This window comes from Citrobacter freundii complex sp. CFNIH4, from assembly GCF_002934505.1.
Classification (GTDB): Bacteria; Pseudomonadota; Gammaproteobacteria; order Enterobacterales; family Enterobacteriaceae; genus Citrobacter; species Citrobacter freundii.
Genome location: NZ_CP026231.1, coordinates 1,138,769 through 1,154,118 on the forward strand (window position 1 = coordinate 1,138,769; position 15,350 = coordinate 1,154,118).

Below are 15,350 nucleotides of genomic sequence, written 5' to 3' on the forward strand. Positions count from 1 at the left end.
AATCAGGGATGTCATTATATGAAGAATAAAATAGCACTTACACTGATTAGTTTTCTGGCAAATTTTATTATGGCGGGGTTTGCCAGTCAGTTTGGAATGCTGATTGAACCGATTGCGGTACGTTACAGTGCTGATGTGAATACCGTTGCCTCGATATTTTCGCTGCTTAACGGTGGGGCATTAGCGGGGACCATCGCCGCCTTTTTCCTGATAGAAAAAATTGGCGTCAAGCGAATGACGTTTATTATCTATTCGATAGTGTTCCTCTGTTCGCTGGCAATGCACTTAAGCCCCGGCTTATGGCCAGTGATGGTTGCTATGACTTTGGTGGGCTTTTGCGGTGGGATTGGCCTGTGTGTGGCAGGAACGATTGTCGTTTCGGTATGGCAGGATCGCATTCAAAGTACAATGTTGGTGGTACAAGACGCCACCTTTAACGTCGCAGGCGTGGTTTTCCCGCTGATCACCACCTACGCCCTGACGCACAATATGTCATGGAGTTACAGCTATCTAAGTGTTGGCATGGTGGCCTTACTTACGTTAGGTGTGGTGGCGCTCACTCGTTTTACTGCCTGTGAAACCGCGTCTGCGGAGGATCGGACAGACGCGGTGAAGTCTGAGTGGAACCCAGGGATTATTAGCGGAGGTATTGGCCTGTTCTTAGGTATGCTGGCGCTGTATACCTTCCTGACCTGGGCACCATTATTTGTGAAGAACAAATTTGGCATTCCTTTTGAAGAAGCCGGTAATATTATTACGCAATACTGGGGAGCTGCGTTGGTTGGGGCGCTAGTATCAACTGTCATTGTTTCTCGAGTGAGGATACATTATTTCCTGTTGAGTATTATTTTACTCGCTTGCGTTATTACGACCATTATTGTAACGAAAGAAAACATCTTGGGGCTTGATTATCTGGCTTATAGTTACGGATTCGTCTGTGCGGCGCTGTATAACTCCTTTATTGCCTACGGAGTTTCATTTGTGAAGCGCGCAAGTAGTCAGAATGTTTCATATATTTTAATTAGCGGTAGCGCCGGGGCTATGTTTAGTCCAGCGATCAGTGCGCTAATGGAAAAAACAATGGGCTTGCAGAAAATTATGTACGCAATACCAGTATTATATTTAATAATCTTTATCATGTTGATGGGTACATTAAAGCTTAAACGTAACAAAGCACAGTAATAACACTTACCTCTCTAATTAGATAGTCAGTCGCCACACCATTTATTTGGTGGGGCGACACTCAACCTTGCTCAAAGGAATTGAAAATGATGAAGAATAAATCAATGATTAAAAAAACAGTTCTGGGCGCAATCGTTGCAATGAGCTGTACGCAAGCGCTTGCTGCTGATTATACCGATGGCAACGTCCGTAAAAATGATTTTAACTGGATGCAGATGAACTTAATGCAAAGTGTGGATGCGAAAGTGCCTTATGGTATTCGTAATGACACTTATCTGGAACTGGAGTTTGGGGCGCGTTCCGGAATTATCGATCTGTATGGTTATGTCGATTTCTTTGATATTTTTGACCGCAAGCAGGATGACCGCCATGGTGGCGATAACTTTTTCGCCAAGATATCCCCACGGTTTTCTCTGGATGCTATTTTAAATAAAGATTTATCCGTTGGGCCATTTAACGAATTCTATATCGCAACGGTAAATAACATTGGCGACCGGGAATTATTTGAACATTATGTCGGTCTGGGCACAGATGTTAAGGTTCCGTGGTTTGGTCTGGTGGGAATGAACATCTATGCGCATTATGTGCGTGAAAACTACGGTGCGGATAACGAAGGCAAGTGGGATGGCTACATGTTCTCGACCAACTGGTCGACGCCGTTCTATACCTTTGCCAACGGCAGCTACCTGAACTATCAGGGTTACTTTGACTATCAGTTCGCCGCTAACAAGATTGCTAATCAACCGTTATACAGCAATAACGCGATTGAATGGTATAACGGTATCTACTGGCATTCAGAGCATTATGCGGTGGGTTATGGCCTGAAGTATTTCCGCAATATGGCATTGATGGAAAATCACGGCGGAGCAGGGCGCACCACCGGACTCGGTCACTACTTCAACCTTACCTATAAATTCTGATTGCGCTGAACTGACACACCAACCTTCTCTACGGAGATGGTGTGTCAGTCAATGATGTCATTGCCGAGGAGTTTACGCAGTCCATCCAGATCCTTAATTTCCAGTCCTTGCTTCGTGCGCGTTACCAGTCCGGCATCCGTCAGGGCTTTAACCGCCCGCCGATAGACCCGATCGGTGGTGCCGAACCGTTCTGCTTCCTGGTATTTTTTATGGAAACCATCCATCGGCTGTTTGTTCTGATGCTGGCGATACAGGTCATACGCCACGTTATGAACGATAGGGTAGAGCATCCGGTGCAGGAAGATTTCCAGCATATCCTGATAATCAATCGCCATCGCACTGGCAAAAAATATCGCCAGTCTCGGGTGCTGGTTTAGCGCTTCTTCCAGACGCTCACAGCTGCACACCGCCACGGTCAACGGCTCTTCGGCCACGATATCAAGCTGGCAGCGATACCCGGTAAAAAACTCCATTTCACCAAATAGTTGCTCATCACATTCCATTGCGCCCAACTGAAAACGGCGACCATTTTCCGCGCTGTAACGCAGGGAAATTCTGCCTGATTGCACCATGATAAGTCGATCGACTACCTGTCCCTGGCGATAGAGATACTCATCTTCGTGGATCATCTGCGTTTCAGAGAGCAGTTCCTGGAATATCTTCTCAATTAAGGCATCATCTTGCTGCCAGATATTGTGAAAACGACCTTTTGTGAGGGGCTTAAGCTGCATGGCTCAACGTCTTATTGTTTGAGATAATTCTTATCGCTGACTGTATGCCATCTACTGCTTAATGTCATTAAGAGCAGGTTTCGGGACAATAAAAGGGCCAGCACCATGCTGGCCCTGACACACTAAGGATGGCTGATAAAACGAGACAATCGCTGGCGCAGCAGGCGATTTTCCTGACGTAACTGAGCGTTCTCTTCCAGCAACGTCAATGCAACGGCAATCCCTGGCCAGTCAAGTTCCAGCTCCTGACGCAGACGCATCGCGCGACGCATTACGGTCAGCGCATGATCGTCAAACGTCTCGTCTTCATGGGGTTCTATCACCCCTAAGCCGACAACCTCATGCAGTTCTTCTTCTGACACACCGGTGTACAGACAAAATTCGGTAATGGTAAAAGTGACGGTAACGTTAGCCATTATGCTTTCCCCCACTCTTTGCGCGGATCAAAGGTCTTTTGTGCATCTGCCAGTTGTTGCCACAGGGCGGCACTGGTGTCGTCAGGTTTCGGTGGCATGACGATCTTGATCACCGCATACAAATCGCCGGTATGTTTTTTACTTACCAGACCCTTGCCTTTAATGCGTAACCGCTGACCGGCCTGGCTGCCTGCAGGAATGGTCAGCAGGATGCTCTCTTTCAGCGTCGGAACGGTTACTTTCGCACCCAGCGCAGCTTCCCACGGCGCCAGGGGAACGACAACTTCCAGATCCTGATTAACGATATCGAACAGCGGATGCGGCGCAATATGAATCACCAGCCACAAATCACCGTTCGGCCCACCGTTTTCGCCGGGCGTGCCCTGACCTTTCAGGCGGATACGCTGACCGTTACCGACGCCAGCCGGAATTTTCACGTTCAGTGTTTTAGGAATTTCTCGTTCTACCATGCCAAACGCATTGTAGACTGGCAGGTTGTAACTGATAGTGCGGCTATGCTCAGTAAGCGTTTCTTCGAGGAAGACGGCAACTTCTATTTCGATGTCATGCCCGCGGCTGGCAGGGCGCTGGCGCGACTGGTGCGCACGCTGACCAAAAATGGAGGAGAAGATATCGTCGAAATCTTCGGCGCTGTAGCTTTGCCCCTCTCCTTGCTGGAATTGACGGCTGAACTGAGGGTCGTTGCGATGCTGCCACAGTTGGTCGTACTCGGCACGTCGCTGTTCATCACTCAGGACTTCCCAGGCTTCAGCAACCTCTTTAAACCGGGCCTCAGCGTCAGTCTCTTTACTGACATCAGGATGGTATTTACGGGCGAGTCGACGATAGGCGGTCTTGATTGTCTTGAGATCGTCTGTCGGTTTCACGCCCATAATGGCGTAATAATCCTTTAATTCCATAGCGTTCTCTCGTGTAAATCAACACTTGAAGAAGGTGTACCCCGACAACAGGTAACACCGCTAAGTTTAGGGTAATCCTGATAACGGCGAATGCCAACCGGGAAGAAAGGATATTGGTCTAAATGATGTGATTGCGCACCACCAACAGCGCTTTTGACTGTTGTGTGGTGCGAAAAGTGAGATTAGCGAAATGTCAGGATTTGGTGATCAGATAGCGAACCGTATCCGCGTAGCTCTTCACAAAAGAGTTTAGGTCGTCAGATTTCAGTCCTTTTGGATTGATCATATATTTACCGTTGATAAAAATGGCGGGCACACCGGTTAAATCTACCGCTTTAGCCATTTCTTGTTGTTTTGCGGTCAGGGATTTCACGGCAAAACTGTTCCAGGCGGCATCATAATCACTGGCGCTGACGCCCGCGCTGATAAATACGTTACGAATATCATCCGCTGTTTTAACGGTTTGTTTTTTCTGAACGGCATCAAAAAGCAACGGTTTAACTTTATCTTGTACGTTTAACAGCATGGCGACGGACCAGGCGTGCGTCATGTCTTGCCCCAGCGGACCTAAAAAGTCGACGTGGTATTCGGTGAGTTTGACATCAGCAGGCAGTACTTTTTTCACGTTATCCGTGATTTCAAAAACTTCATCGTACTGATAACAGGAAGGACAGTAAAATGAGAAAAACTTCAGCGCAGCTGGGGCGGAAGCGACGGGTTTTTCCTGGGTGATATACTCTTTACCGTGGTAATGACTCCAACTTATTGATAGTGTTTTATGTTCAGATAATGCCCGATGACTTTGTCATGCAGCTCCACCGATTTTGAGAACGACAGCGACTTCCGTCCCAGCCGTGCCAGGTGCTGCCTCAGATTCAGGTTATGCCGCTCAATTCGCTGCGTATATCGCTTGCTGATTACGTGCAGCTTTCCCTTCAGGCGGGATTCATACAGCGGCCAGCCATCCGTCATCCATATCACCACGTCAAAGGGTGACAGCAGGCTCATAAGACGCCCCAGCGTCGCCATAGTGCGTTCACCGAATACGTGCGCAACAACCGTCTTCCGGAGCCTGTCATACGCGTAAAACAGCCAGCGCTGGCGCGATTTAGCCCCGACGTATCCCCACTGTTCGTCCATTTCCGCGCAGACGATGACGTCACTGCCCGGCTGTATGCGCGAGGTTACCGACTGCGGCCTGAGTTTTTTAAATGGCGGAAAATCGTGTTGAGGCCAACGCCCATAATGCGGGCGGTTGCCCGGCATCCAACGCCATTCATGGCCATATCAATGATTTTCTGGTGCGTACCGGGTTGAGAAGCGGTGTAAGTGAACTGCAGTTGCCATGTTTTACGGCAGTGAGAGCAGAGATAGCGCTGATGTCCGGCGGTGCTTTTGCCGTTACGCACCACCCCGTCAGTAGCTGAACAGGAGGGACAGCTGATAGAAACAGAAGCCACTGGAGCACCTCAAAAACACCATCATACACTAAATCAGTAAGTTGGCAGCATCACCCTTTACCGTCGGTAAATGATGCTGCCTGAGCGCTAACTGTAAAAAGTAACCCAATCAGGGGTAATAAATATTTTTTCATTTTCATATACTCTAAATAACATTTGATAAACAAATTATCTGCTAATGAATACGTTATTCATTGCGTCTGGATATAATAAGGAAATCCCCTGAAAATGCGCTGACCCTTACTTTCATTTACGCATCAGTACGTAGCGGGCATTATTTGTGTGCTGGCATTGAAATATTCTCTGGCATTCTTCGTAAATAGTGAATGATAACTTCCGTGATATTTTTAGGGGTGTTTTGAGCAATGTTATAGTGTAATAAACAAAAACGAAAATATGATTAATTATCATTTCGCCTTTAAAGCGTGAATGGCAAGGTATTTCGCTAAGTTCTGCAAATACCCCTGTAGATTGTCTTTTTCTTGTCGCGCGTGAATGAATAGGGTAAGTGTCAGAGACGAGCAACCCAAATGGATATCACTATGATCGACCACCTGGATCACCTGGTACTAACCACCAATCATGAAGAGGCTTGCGTTCGTTTTTATGTCGAGCTCTTAGGCATGAGGTTGGAAACTTTCGCACAAGGTCGGAAAGCCTTCGTCTTTGGCAATCAGAAAATCAATCTCCATATTCGGGGAAAAGAGTTTGAACCTAAAGCCTACGCGCCAACGCCGGGGGCGCTGGATTTGTGTTTTATCACCACGCGTACCCTGGAAGAGGTGACAGAGACGTTTCAAACCCACGGAGTTGAGATTATTGAAGGGCCCGTTGCACGAACCGGCGCGACAGGACCGATTCGCTCGGTTTATGTCAGGGATCCCGATCTCAATCTGATTGAAATCGCGGTATATCCAGCAGATGGAAGGACATAACTTTACAGCGTAAAGGTTGCCAAAAACCGGCGAGTGGTTAAGATAACTCGCATCAATGAGTGAGGGTATAATGGCGAAACGTCAACGGATGGGATGGTGGTTCCTCTGTCTGGCATGTGTTGTGGTGATGGTTTGCACCGCACAACGCATGGCGGGCCTGCACGCGTTGCAGATGGATACCGCCGTTACAAGCGTTGTCGCCAGCGCACAAGTGCAGACCGATGAAACCTCACCCGTTACCCCTTGTGAACTGAGCGCGAAGTCATTACTGGCTGCGCCACCCGTACTGTTTGAAGGTGCTATTCTGGTGCTGTGCCTGCTGCTGTCGTTGCTGGCGCCAGTGCGGGTGTTTCGTCTACCTTTTTTCCCACCGCGAGCCATCTCGCCGCCCACTCTCCGGGTGCATCTCCGATTTTGCGTCTTCCGTGAATGACAGAACAGCCGTTGCTGACTGTTAGATAATTATTCACGGAGAAAAACTATGATGACTGTTTTCAGGCAGACACTGCTCTGTCTGTTATTGCTATGGCTGCCCGTATCCTGGGCGGCTGAACCCGGCTGGATGCGTTCACCCGATAACGATCACGCCAGCGTGCGGTTACGCGCTGATACGTCCGCTGGCGGTGAAACCCGTCTGTTGTTGGATGTCAAACTGGAGGACGGCTGGAAAACCTACTGGCGTTCTCCGGGCGAGGGGGGCGTAGCGCCTGCTATCGCCTGGAAAGAGGAAATGCCTGCGGTCGACTGGTTCTGGCCAACCCCTGCTCGTTTTGAGGTCGCCAATATCACTACCCAGGGGTATCACGATAAGGTGACGTTCCCGATGGTGGTGCGCGGTAGAGCGCCCGCCACGCTCAGCGGCGTTTTGACGCTATCCACCTGTAGCAACGTTTGCCTGTTGACGGATTTTCCTTTTTCCGTGACGCCCACAGCCCAGGACCCGACTTTTGCACATGACTATGCTCAGGCGATGGGACAGATCCCACTTGCCAGCGGCCTGACCGATGCACTGAGCGCCGGCGCACGGGCGGGAGAGTTAGTCGTCGAGGCTCACCGTGCGGGAGGCTGGACTGCACCAGGGCTGTATCTGGATGCTGTTGATGATGCGGATTTTGGCATGCCGCAAATCCATGTTGAGGGGGAGACATTACGCGCCACGGTACCTGTACATGACGGTTGGGGAGAAGGCGCGCCGGATCTGCGTGGTAAGTCAGTCACCCTGGTGCTGGCAGATAACGGTGTTGCCCAGGAAAGTCGTCTTGCGATTGGCGAAGCCCCGGTTGTTGAGAACGCCTCACTTCCACTGTGGCAAGTGGTGCTAATGGCGCTGCTGGGCGGTTTGATCCTCAATCTGATGCCCTGTGTGTTACCGGTTCTGGGCATGAAGCTGGGCTCGATTTTGCTGGTCGAGGAAAAAAGTCGTCGCCAGGTCCGTCGTCAGTTCCTCGCATCGGTAGCCGGAATACTTGTCTCATTTATGGCTCTGGCTCTATTGATGACGGTGCTGCGTTTAACCAATCAGGCGCTTGGCTGGGGGATCCAGTTTCAGAATCCATGGTTCATTGGCGTCATGGTACTGGTGATGCTGACGTTCAGCGCCAGCCTGTTCGGGTGGTTTGAATTCCGACTCCCTTCTGCGATGACTACCACGCTGGCGACTCACGGCGGCAACGGTCTGTCGGGACATTTCTGGCAAGGTGCATTTGCGACACTACTTGCTACGCCGTGCAGTGCCCCGTTCCTTGGAACGGCGGTGGCGGTGGCATTGACCGCTTCGCTGCCGACATTGTGGGGATTGTTTATCGCACTTGGGCTGGGAATGAGCTTACCGTGGCTGCTGGTGGCTCTGCGTCCCGGTCTGGCGCTGCGTTTGCCGCGGCCAGGACGCTGGATGAATATGTTGCGGCGTCTGCTCGGCGTGATGATGCTGGGTTCCGCTATCTGGCTTGCGACGTTGCTGCTCCCGCATTTCGGGTTCGTAGGGCAAAGCACCGGCAAAGAGAGCGTGAACTGGCAACCGCTAAGCGAGCAAGCTATTGAGGATGCGCTGGCGCAACATAAGCGTGTGTTCATTGACGTCACAGCAGACTGGTGCATCACCTGTAAGGTAAACAAGTTCAACGTCTTGCATAAAGATGACGTCCAGGCCGCATTGCAACAGCCGGATGTGGTGGCGCTGCGTGGCGACTGGACACTCCCTTCTGAAGCCATTACCGAATTTCTAAAAAAACGCGGCCAGGTTGCTGTGCCGTATAACCAAATTTATGGCCCCGGTCTGCCGGAAGGCCAGGTGTTACCCACGTTGTTAACTCGCGATGCGGTACTGCAAACGTTGAACGATGCCAAAGGAGTTACCCCATGAAGATGATGATTGTTCTGCTGTTAACCCTGTTTTCTGCCGTCAGTATCGCGAAAGAACCTGCGCCGTTTACCCCGGAACAGGAAAAGCAAATTGAAGCATTAATTCAGGAAGCCCTGTTTAACGATCCCAACAGCCCGCGGATTGGCGCAAAGCAGGCAAAACTGACCCTGATAAACTTCACCGATTACAACTGCCCATACTGCAAGCAGTTGGATCCAATGCTGGAAAAAATTGTGCAGAAATATCCTGACGTGGCGGTAGTGATCAAACCGTTGCCGTTTAAAGGTGAAAGCTCGGAACTGGCGGCGCGGACCGTGCTGACGACATGGCATGAGCATCCGCAGCAGTTTCTGGCGCTACATGAAAAACTGATGCAGAAGAAGGGCTACCATACAGATGTCAGTATCAAACAGGCGCAGGAAAAAGCGGGGGCCAGTCCGGTGACGCTGGACGCCCGAAGTGCTGAAACGCTGAGCACTAACCTGCAACTGGCGCGACTGGTGGGTGTACAGGGAACCCCCGCAACGATCATTGGCGATGAACTTATTCCCGGTGCGGTGCCGTGGGAAACCCTTGAGGAAGTGGTAAAAGAAAAACTGGCGGCGGCCAATGCTCAGTAAACTGCGCCGCTGGTTGCGCGAAGGGCTGATCTTACTGGCACTGTTAGCGGGGGCGATGTTGCTGATGGATGCCTGGCGCGCGCCGCAGCTCCCTGCCTCTTTTGACAGCACGCCTTTACAAACGCTGGATGGTGAAACCGTCACGCTGGCAGCGCTCAGCAAAGACGAGCCAGTGTTGCTTTATTTCTGGGCGAGCTGGTGCGGCGTATGCCGCTTCACGACGCCGGAAGTCGACAGGCTGCGTTCGGAAGGGGAAAATGTGATGACCATTGCGTTACGCTCCGGAAATGAAGCTGAGGTATCACGCTGGCTGTTGCGTAAAGGCGTGGAATTTCCGGTCATCAATGATGCGAACGGGGCTATTTCCCGCAGTTGGGCGATTAGCGTCACGCCCACGCTGGTGGTGATGTCAGAAGGTCGGGTGGTATCAACCACCAGCGGCTGGACCAGCTACTGGGGCATGAAACTTCGGCTGTGGTGGGCGAAAATATTCTGATATTTGTGCCGGGGGAACCCGGCATTTTTTTACGATAAAAAGGTAAGAAAAACATGTTGTTCTGATATTTGATCCTAAAGCTACACACTAATAGTTATATATTTTTGATTTTTTTCTGTAGTTGCAAATTCACAAGGATAATGGCATATCTGATGATGTTTTAAATATCTTATTTCTCGCAGGGATTATAGAATAATGCGCAAGGGTAAAGTTATTGTTATATCAATGATGTTTTTTTGTATCCTTATTTTTATTGCTGCTATTGTCTGGTTTATGATGTATCAGGGGGAACTCACTGAACCTACCAGTGAAGAGAAATATGCCGCCATTCTGCATGCTTCAGGCCTGTTGAAATCAGATGAGCACGATAAAAAAACAATTAAAAATTTGTATCAACGTTATATTTTAGCGCGTAAGGTTAATCTGGATTCCGGTGAATGGGTAGCTGATGACGTCCAGACGCAGGGATGTAAAAAACTCGCTCCGGAACATGATCCCGCGAAGATCCATCAGCGCTGTACTATTGCAGATGTATATCTTGTAAAAGATAAAAGTAATAAAATTCAACAAATTATACTCCCTGTTTTCGGTGAGGGTGCGAAGTCAATGATGTATGCCTTTCTGGCTCTTGACCCAGACGGACGTACGGTTAAAAACCTGTATTACTATCAGCAGCGGGAAACTCCTTTTTTGGGAGCCAGAGTGGAAGATGAAAGTTGGCGCAAGCAATGGCCGGGTAAAAAAGTGGTTGATAATAACTGGATGCCAGCGCTAAGAATAACTCAGGAGAAACCAGAGAATATCGATGAATATACAGTGGATGGTATTTCTGGCGCGACCCTGACATCGAATGGGGTTGAGAGAAGCATCAACTACTGGACAGGCGAACAGGGTTACGGCCGTTTTTTGCAACGGATTACTCGTGGTCCTGATATAATAGTTCCCTGATCACTTTTGTCTTAAATAACGTTTATCTTCATACTCACTGTTGGCCTCATTTGCGTCAGTGAGTATGGGGCAACTCTATTCCATATCACCGATAAATTCTCCTGTATTGACGGCATCACTAATCAATCCCAAATGTCTCAGTTTCGTATTCATCACATTTTCATGAGATAAATTTACATAACTTGTTACCCGTTGACATTTTTATGATCCAGGTCATGTACAACGCAAGCTAAAATCGATAATGATAATAATTATCATTTGTATTTTACGGGATGCGTACCGTGCGTAAGTTCTGTGTTTTCCTGCTGACCACTTTGTGTAGCTTGCTTGTAAGCCTTCATGTATGGGCCGCAACAAACTATGCTCCATTCATTGAGGATATTGAGCAACGTCTTGATAAAACAGTAGAACTTTACTCTCAGCAACAAACTGATGAAGCGCGGCGAACGGTGCAAATGGCCTACTTTGAGGTATTTGAAAACCTTGAAGGTCCTATTCGAATCAACATTTCCGCCAGCAAAAGTTATGAGATGGAAAGCGCTTTTGGTGAGATCCGTCGCATGATTGGCGCAAAAAAATCGCTCTCTGACGTGCAGTCTAAAATCGACTGGCTCAAAGCCTCGCTGCGCGAAGTTGAACCTGTGTTAGATGGCGGACATCGCCTGGTTGCCGAAGAGCAGCACAATGCGTTTTCCAGGACAGATATCGCCGTACACTGGCAAGAGAGTTTTCGTGTTATCGACGATTTGTTGGCCCAGGCAGTAAATAACTATCAGGCCGGGAATTTAAGCGTAGCCAGCCAAAACGTTCAACAAGCGCACTATCAGGGTTTTAAAAACTCAGAGATGGAAATGTCGGTCAGACAGAATCGATCGGCAAAAGACGCTGCTGCGATTAACCAGCAATTTTCTGCGTTGATTGCGCTCACCGCAGAGCCAGATCGCCTTAATGATGTCTCTTATCAGGTCACTACGTTGTTACAGGATATTGAGGATCTTCTGCCTGGTTTGCCTACTACCCGTGACGAACAGCAGGTCACGGCGGTGCAAAATACGGGGAATACGCCCACGGCACAGGATGATATAGCCCGCGCAGACTGGGCTGCCGTCTCGTTGGGTATCCATCAAAGTATTCAGAAAGCGATTGCCCGTTACCAGGAGGGCGATGCGAAGAATGCCATTCTGGATGTGCAAGACAGTTATTTTGACCGCTTTGAAGCTAGCGGTATGGAAAACAAAATCGGTTCTCGCGATTCGGCGTTTAAAACCTCGCTGGAGGCTTACTTCACGCGTCTGGTTAGTCTGATGAAAGCGGGTCAGCCAGTGGAAAGACTCAACGCCGAAGCCAGCGCACTGGAGCAGGATTTACAAAAAGCGGTGGTGATGTTGGGAGAAGGAGTAGAAACCCAGTGGAGCCTGCTGCTCTACAGCCTGATGATCATTGTCCGCGAAGGACTGGAGGCCCTGCTTATTGTGGCGGCCATCGTGGCTTATATGGTGAAAAACAATCACCAGGATAAGCTTCCGTTAATTCGCCAGTCGGTGATTGTTGCATTATTCGCCAGCGTCATTACCGCTGTGATATTCCAACTCCTGTTCACGAATTCCGGCGCCAGCCGAGAACTGCTGGAAGGCGTAACGATGCTGATTGCCGTCGTCATGCTGTTCTTCATGAGCTACTGGTTACTGTCTAAAGTCGAGGCTCGCCACTGGAAAGCATGGCTGGAAGGGAAACTGTCCCACTCACTTTCCCGTGGTTCACTGGTTGGACTGTGGCTTACCAGTTTCCTGGCGGTTTACCGCGAAGGGGCGGAGACCGTGCTGTTTTACTACGCCCTGATCGGGGATGCGAATGATATTTCTGGGCATATGGCGATTGCGGCAGGTTTTGTTATCGGCTGTGTTGTTCTGCTGGTCGCCTGGCTCATTATGCGCTACTCGGTTGTACGCCTGCCTTTGAAGCCGTTCTTTATGTTTACCGGCAGTTTTATGTACCTGATGGCCTTTGTATTTGCGGGCAAAGGGGTTCTGGAACTGGTGGAAGGTAAGCTGTTCCAGCCAACGTTGATTAACGGCTTCCCCGAAATCAGTTGGTTGGGAATTTATCCCTACGTGGAAACGTTATTACCGCAGGCCATATTGCTACTTGCGGCGCTGGCGGCGCTGTGGGTGATGCGGAGGAAAAGCACTGTTCCTGGGGAAACGATAAAAACTAATCTATAGCTGTTATTTGAGACGAGAGGATATGTCTGATGACCATGAAGAAAACCCTGATTGCCAGTGCAGTGATGGCCGGTATTTTCACTGCTCCGGCAGCGTTTGCCTTTAAGGAGTATCCGGCAGGTGAGCCTGTCACCATGAATGAGATGGAACTGGCCGCTGTTTACCTGCAGCCAATCGATATGGAACCGCGTGGCATGGGATTACCGGCAGCAAAAGCCGATATTCACCTTGAGGCGGATATTCATGCCGTGGAAGGCAGTAAAAATGGTTTTGGCGCAGGCGAGTGGATCCCTTATCTGACTATCAGTTACACCTTGATTAACAGTGATACGGGTGAAAAACAAGAAGGTACGTTCATGCCGATGGTTGCCAGCGATGGCCCTCATTACGGTGCGAACATCAAAATGATGGGGGTGGGTAACTATAAAGTGACCTATCACATCGAACCGCCGTCAAAAGCAGGTATGCACCGTCATACAGACAGTGAGACCGGCGTTGGTCGTTGGTGGAAACCATTTGACGTGAGTTATGAATTTAAATACGTCGGCCTGAACTAAGCGCTTTTCCATCAGGCTGCTTGATTTGCCATTTTGGACCGGGCAGTGCTCACAATCTTACGTACGAAGTGTACCCACGATTTGTTTTGCGCTGCTCATGTCTTAACTGACCGCGAACTTATCCCCCTGATGGGCTGGCTCTAAATTATCGATGTACCTGGATAGTTACATCATTCAATCCGCCGTACAGAGTCGATGTTATGAGTTATTTTTTTGTCACGACGCTACAGGTTTTTTTCTGCATTGCGCTGCTCTCCGGGGTTCTCTGGAGTCGCATCGATCCCCCTTCTTTGCGCCCACTCGTCTGGACCTTACTCACAGGTTTAATCGTTGGCGTGCTGGTGGGACTGACCCTCCGTGGCTCGCAGCCAGTGCAATTGTTGCTGGTTGGCACAGAAGTGATGATTACGCTGCTGTTTGTGTTGAGCTTCTGGTGGGTATCAAAGCGCATTCGCTACCTGTGGCAGGGGATTTTGGTGTTTGGCGCAGCCCGACATTGGGCTTTGGATCCCAATCTCGGCGGATTAACCAGTACCCATGTGCTAAATACCGATCTGCTGTTGAATCTGACGGCAATGCTATTGGCATTTGCGATCCTCTGCCTGGTTGGGGTACTGAGCGCCATGCTGTTGCGTCGTATTCGTGGACTCTACTGGCCGTTGACGCTGATTCTGATGGTCATGATTTGGCTGCCATTAAGCGGTAATTTGTTGCTACTGCTAATGAAACTGCAGGTGCTACCGCTGGCGAAATCGCTATTGAGTTTCGTGGCCAAAGTGACAAACAACGCGGCGATGTATAACTGGTTGGGGGCCGCCCTATTACTTGCTCTGGCACTGTGCTGGGTACCGGCGTTGTTATGCGCGTTCCGCCAGACGCGTAAAGCCGATGAGCCGATTGCTTATCGACTGGCGCTGGCGCATCGTCGAAATGCGTTTCGTCTTTGGCTGGTCACGCTAGGTTGTGCGGTGGTGGTGATCGCCGGACAACTGTGGTGGGAAAAAGTCGCCTCTCAACCGCCGCAGTTGTCAGAAGCCATTCCGGTACAACTTGCCAGTGATGGCATGGTTCATCTGCCAATAGAACGACTCCGTGATGGCAAGCTGCACCGCTTTGTTTGGGTGGCTGATGATGGTAAAGCGGTACGTTTTTTCGTGATTAACCGTTATCCCGACAAGTTGCGTTTGGGGGTAGTTTTTGATGCCTGTCTACTGTGCGGCGATCAGGGTTACGTGATGGAAGGTAATCAGGTTATCTGCGTGGCATGCGGGGTACACATTTTCATTCCTTCGATTGGTAAACCTGGTGGTTGCAATCCTGTGCCAATTGAAAACTGGCGTAATGATGAGAAAGAGCTGGTGATCCCAGGTAAAGAGCTGGCTGCTGGCGTGAATTACTTCTCGACGGTCATGACCATCAAGGTGACCGACCCGGTTGATGGTTCCACATTGACCAATACTTCTGCTGACTACAAATACAGCTATGGTGGCAAAACCTGGTTTTTCTCGTCCGAGGCCAATTACGATCGCTTCCGTAAAACCCCGGAACAGTTCGTCCCTGCTGAATTGAGGGAGGAGTAAC

Annotated in this window: 16 protein-coding genes; 11 read left to right on the forward strand and 5 right to left on the reverse strand. The window is 49.6% G+C overall.

The annotated features are described in order from the left end of the window. Positions 1–18 precede the first annotated feature (18 nt). On the forward strand, positions 19–1,182 hold the full coding sequence (gene tsgA, locus C2U41_RS05700; RefSeq protein ID WP_103848629.1) for an MFS transporter TsgA: 1,164 nt from the start codon (positions 19–21) through the stop codon (positions 1,180–1,182). Between the two features lie 86 nt (positions 1,183–1,268). Then, the gene (locus C2U41_RS05705) at positions 1,269–2,102 is read left to right on the forward strand and encodes a nucleoside-specific channel-forming Tsx family protein (RefSeq protein WP_061548782.1); all 834 of its coding nucleotides are present in this window, start codon (positions 1,269–1,271) and stop codon (positions 2,100–2,102) included. 44 nt (positions 2,103–2,146) lie between these two features. Here C2U41_RS05705 and C2U41_RS05710 read toward each other — a convergent pair whose 3' ends face one another. The 5 genes from C2U41_RS05710 to C2U41_RS05730 all read right to left on the reverse strand — a co-directional run bounded on the left by C2U41_RS05710 (position 2,147) and on the right by C2U41_RS05730 (position 5,629). Then, positions 2,147–2,833, reverse strand: coding sequence for a Crp/Fnr family transcriptional regulator (locus tag C2U41_RS05710; RefSeq protein WP_103848630.1), 687 nt, complete (start codon positions 2,831–2,833; stop codon positions 2,147–2,149). A gap of 122 nt (positions 2,834–2,955) precedes the next feature. After that, the gene (gene cbpM / locus C2U41_RS05715) at positions 2,956–3,249 is read right to left on the reverse strand and encodes a chaperone modulator CbpM (RefSeq protein WP_003836827.1); all 294 of its coding nucleotides are present in this window, start codon (positions 3,247–3,249) and stop codon (positions 2,956–2,958) included. Further along, on the reverse strand, positions 3,249–4,169 hold the full coding sequence (cbpA, locus tag C2U41_RS05720) for a curved DNA-binding protein (RefSeq protein WP_003035957.1): 921 nt from the start codon (positions 4,167–4,169) through the stop codon (positions 3,249–3,251). Before cbpA ends, cbpM begins: the two co-directional genes overlap by 1 nt. Positions 4,170–4,362: 193 nt before the next feature. After that, positions 4,363–4,935, reverse strand: coding sequence for a thiol:disulfide interchange protein DsbA (gene dsbA, locus C2U41_RS05725; RefSeq protein WP_103848631.1), 573 nt, complete (start codon positions 4,933–4,935; stop codon positions 4,363–4,365). Then, positions 4,932–5,629 (reverse strand): IS1-like element IS1B family transposase gene (locus tag C2U41_RS05730; protein WP_095033700.1). Its coding sequence is split into 2 segments (ribosomal slippage): positions 4,932–5,380 and positions 5,380–5,629, totalling 699 coding nucleotides; the frame shifts between segments, so codons are not numbered across the junction. Before C2U41_RS05730 ends, dsbA begins: the two co-directional genes overlap by 4 nt. A 530-nt stretch (positions 5,630–6,159) precedes the next feature. Between C2U41_RS05730 and C2U41_RS05745 the strand changes: the two genes are divergently transcribed. The 9 genes from C2U41_RS05745 to C2U41_RS05790 all read left to right on the forward strand — a co-directional run bounded on the left by C2U41_RS05745 (position 6,160) and on the right by C2U41_RS05790 (position 15,349). After that, entirely contained in the window at positions 6,160–6,564 is a 405-nt protein-coding gene (locus tag C2U41_RS05745) for a VOC family protein (RefSeq protein WP_003846865.1), read from the forward strand. Positions 6,565–6,634: 70 nt separating this feature from the next. Beyond that, a complete protein-coding gene (locus C2U41_RS05750; RefSeq protein WP_103849140.1) occupies positions 6,635–6,997 on the forward strand; it encodes a copper resistance protein in 363 nt (120 codons plus the stop codon). 48 nt (positions 6,998–7,045) lie between these two features. Beyond that, positions 7,046–8,926, forward strand: a complete 1,881-nt coding sequence (locus tag C2U41_RS05755) for a protein-disulfide reductase DsbD family protein (RefSeq protein ID WP_044700733.1) — start codon at positions 7,046–7,048, stop codon at positions 8,924–8,926. Beyond that, complete coding sequence (locus tag C2U41_RS05760) at positions 8,923–9,546, forward strand: DsbA family protein (RefSeq protein WP_061548778.1); 624 nt, start codon at positions 8,923–8,925, stop codon at positions 9,544–9,546. The genes C2U41_RS05755 and C2U41_RS05760 overlap by 4 nt, the downstream gene beginning before the upstream one ends. Beyond that, positions 9,536–10,042, forward strand: coding sequence for a protein disulfide oxidoreductase (locus tag C2U41_RS05765; protein ID WP_103849141.1), 507 nt, complete (start codon positions 9,536–9,538; stop codon positions 10,040–10,042). The genes C2U41_RS05760 and C2U41_RS05765 overlap by 11 nt, the downstream gene beginning before the upstream one ends. A 195-nt stretch (positions 10,043–10,237) precedes the next feature. After that, positions 10,238–10,990: an NADH:ubiquinone reductase (Na(+)-transporting) subunit C gene (nqrC, locus tag C2U41_RS05770; protein WP_003035981.1), complete on the forward strand. Its 753-nt coding sequence runs from the start codon at positions 10,238–10,240 to the stop codon at positions 10,988–10,990. Positions 10,991–11,262: 272 nt separating this feature from the next. Beyond that, a complete protein-coding gene (locus tag C2U41_RS05780; protein WP_103849142.1) occupies positions 11,263–13,212 on the forward strand; it encodes an FTR1 family iron permease in 1,950 nt (649 codons plus the stop codon). A gap of 29 nt (positions 13,213–13,241) precedes the next feature. Beyond that, positions 13,242–13,769 carry an iron transporter gene (locus tag C2U41_RS05785; protein WP_003035987.1) on the forward strand — a complete coding sequence of 176 codons (528 nt, stop codon included), beginning with the start codon at positions 13,242–13,244 and terminating at the stop codon, positions 13,767–13,769. Between the two features lie 200 nt (positions 13,770–13,969). Continuing rightward, complete coding sequence (locus tag C2U41_RS05790) at positions 13,970–15,349, forward strand: Fe-S-containing protein (protein WP_016149897.1); 1,380 nt, start codon at positions 13,970–13,972, stop codon at positions 15,347–15,349. Position 15,350 lies beyond the last annotated feature (1 nt).

Excerpts from the sequence above, each read along its gene's own strand:
- tsgA (WP_103848629.1), top strand. The coding sequence starts at position 19 with ATGAAGAATAAAATAGCACTTACACTGATTAGTTTTCTGGCAAATTTT.
- cbpA (WP_003035957.1), bottom strand. The coding sequence starts at position 4,169 with ATGGAATTAAAGGATTATTACGCCATTATGGGCGTGAAACCGACAGAC.
- C2U41_RS05705 (WP_061548782.1), top strand. The coding sequence starts at position 1,269 with ATGATGAAGAATAAATCAATGATTAAAAAAACAGTTCTGGGCGCAATC.
- C2U41_RS05765 (WP_103849141.1), top strand. The coding sequence starts at position 9,536 with ATGCTCAGTAAACTGCGCCGCTGGTTGCGCGAAGGGCTGATCTTACTG.
- C2U41_RS05745 (WP_003846865.1), top strand. The coding sequence starts at position 6,160 with ATGGATATCACTATGATCGACCACCTGGATCACCTGGTACTAACCACC.
- C2U41_RS05710 (WP_103848630.1), bottom strand. The coding sequence starts at position 2,833 with ATGCAGCTTAAGCCCCTCACAAAAGGTCGTTTTCACAATATCTGGCAG.
- C2U41_RS05750 (WP_103849140.1), top strand. The coding sequence starts at position 6,635 with ATGGCGAAACGTCAACGGATGGGATGGTGGTTCCTCTGTCTGGCATGT.
- cbpM (WP_003836827.1), bottom strand. The coding sequence starts at position 3,249 with ATGGCTAACGTTACCGTCACTTTTACCATTACCGAATTTTGTCTGTAC.
- C2U41_RS05785 (WP_003035987.1), top strand. The coding sequence starts at position 13,242 with ATGACCATGAAGAAAACCCTGATTGCCAGTGCAGTGATGGCCGGTATT.
- nqrC (WP_003035981.1), top strand. The coding sequence starts at position 10,238 with ATGCGCAAGGGTAAAGTTATTGTTATATCAATGATGTTTTTTTGTATC.
- C2U41_RS05790 (WP_016149897.1), top strand. The coding sequence starts at position 13,970 with ATGAGTTATTTTTTTGTCACGACGCTACAGGTTTTTTTCTGCATTGCG.
- C2U41_RS05780 (WP_103849142.1), top strand. The coding sequence starts at position 11,263 with ATGCGTACCGTGCGTAAGTTCTGTGTTTTCCTGCTGACCACTTTGTGT.
- C2U41_RS05760 (WP_061548778.1), top strand. The coding sequence starts at position 8,923 with ATGAAGATGATGATTGTTCTGCTGTTAACCCTGTTTTCTGCCGTCAGT.
- C2U41_RS05755 (WP_044700733.1), top strand. The coding sequence starts at position 7,046 with ATGATGACTGTTTTCAGGCAGACACTGCTCTGTCTGTTATTGCTATGG.